The sequence below is a fragment of the Dellaglioa sp. CoH-57-MRSF-18 genome, from assembly GCF_056781995.1.
Window position 1 is genome coordinate 1 of the sequence record NZ_JBXAXX010000204.1, and the last position, 280, is coordinate 280.

Here is a 280-nt window from a genome sequence, read left to right on the forward strand (position 1 = left end):
GCCGTGGAAGACGCGGTGCAGATCGAGTTGGATCATCAGCGCGCGTTGCGCGAGGCCACGCATCGCCACTACAAAGGTGGTCTCTACAAGTTCGTGGGACTTGCCACGCACTCGGAGACACAGGAAGAGATGGTGATCTACGAACACGTGTGGCCGCATGAACGAAAGACGTGGGTCCGCCCTCATGAGCTGTTCTTCGGGACGCTTGAAAACGGAGACCCGCGCTTCGCCCCCATCTTTGACGAGCCGCAATAAGGAGTGAACATGGAGCTGCTTACCG

General features: G+C 58.6%; 1 protein-coding gene. It reads left to right on the forward strand.

Annotation, left to right across the window (positions count from 1 at the left end; all coding sequences use genetic code 11):
* The coding region (locus AC1RPG_RS08720) for a DUF1653 domain-containing protein (protein WP_481762591.1) at window positions 1-255 on the forward strand (255 nt) is incomplete at its 5' end.
* Between the last annotated feature and the right edge of the window lie 25 nt (window positions 256-280).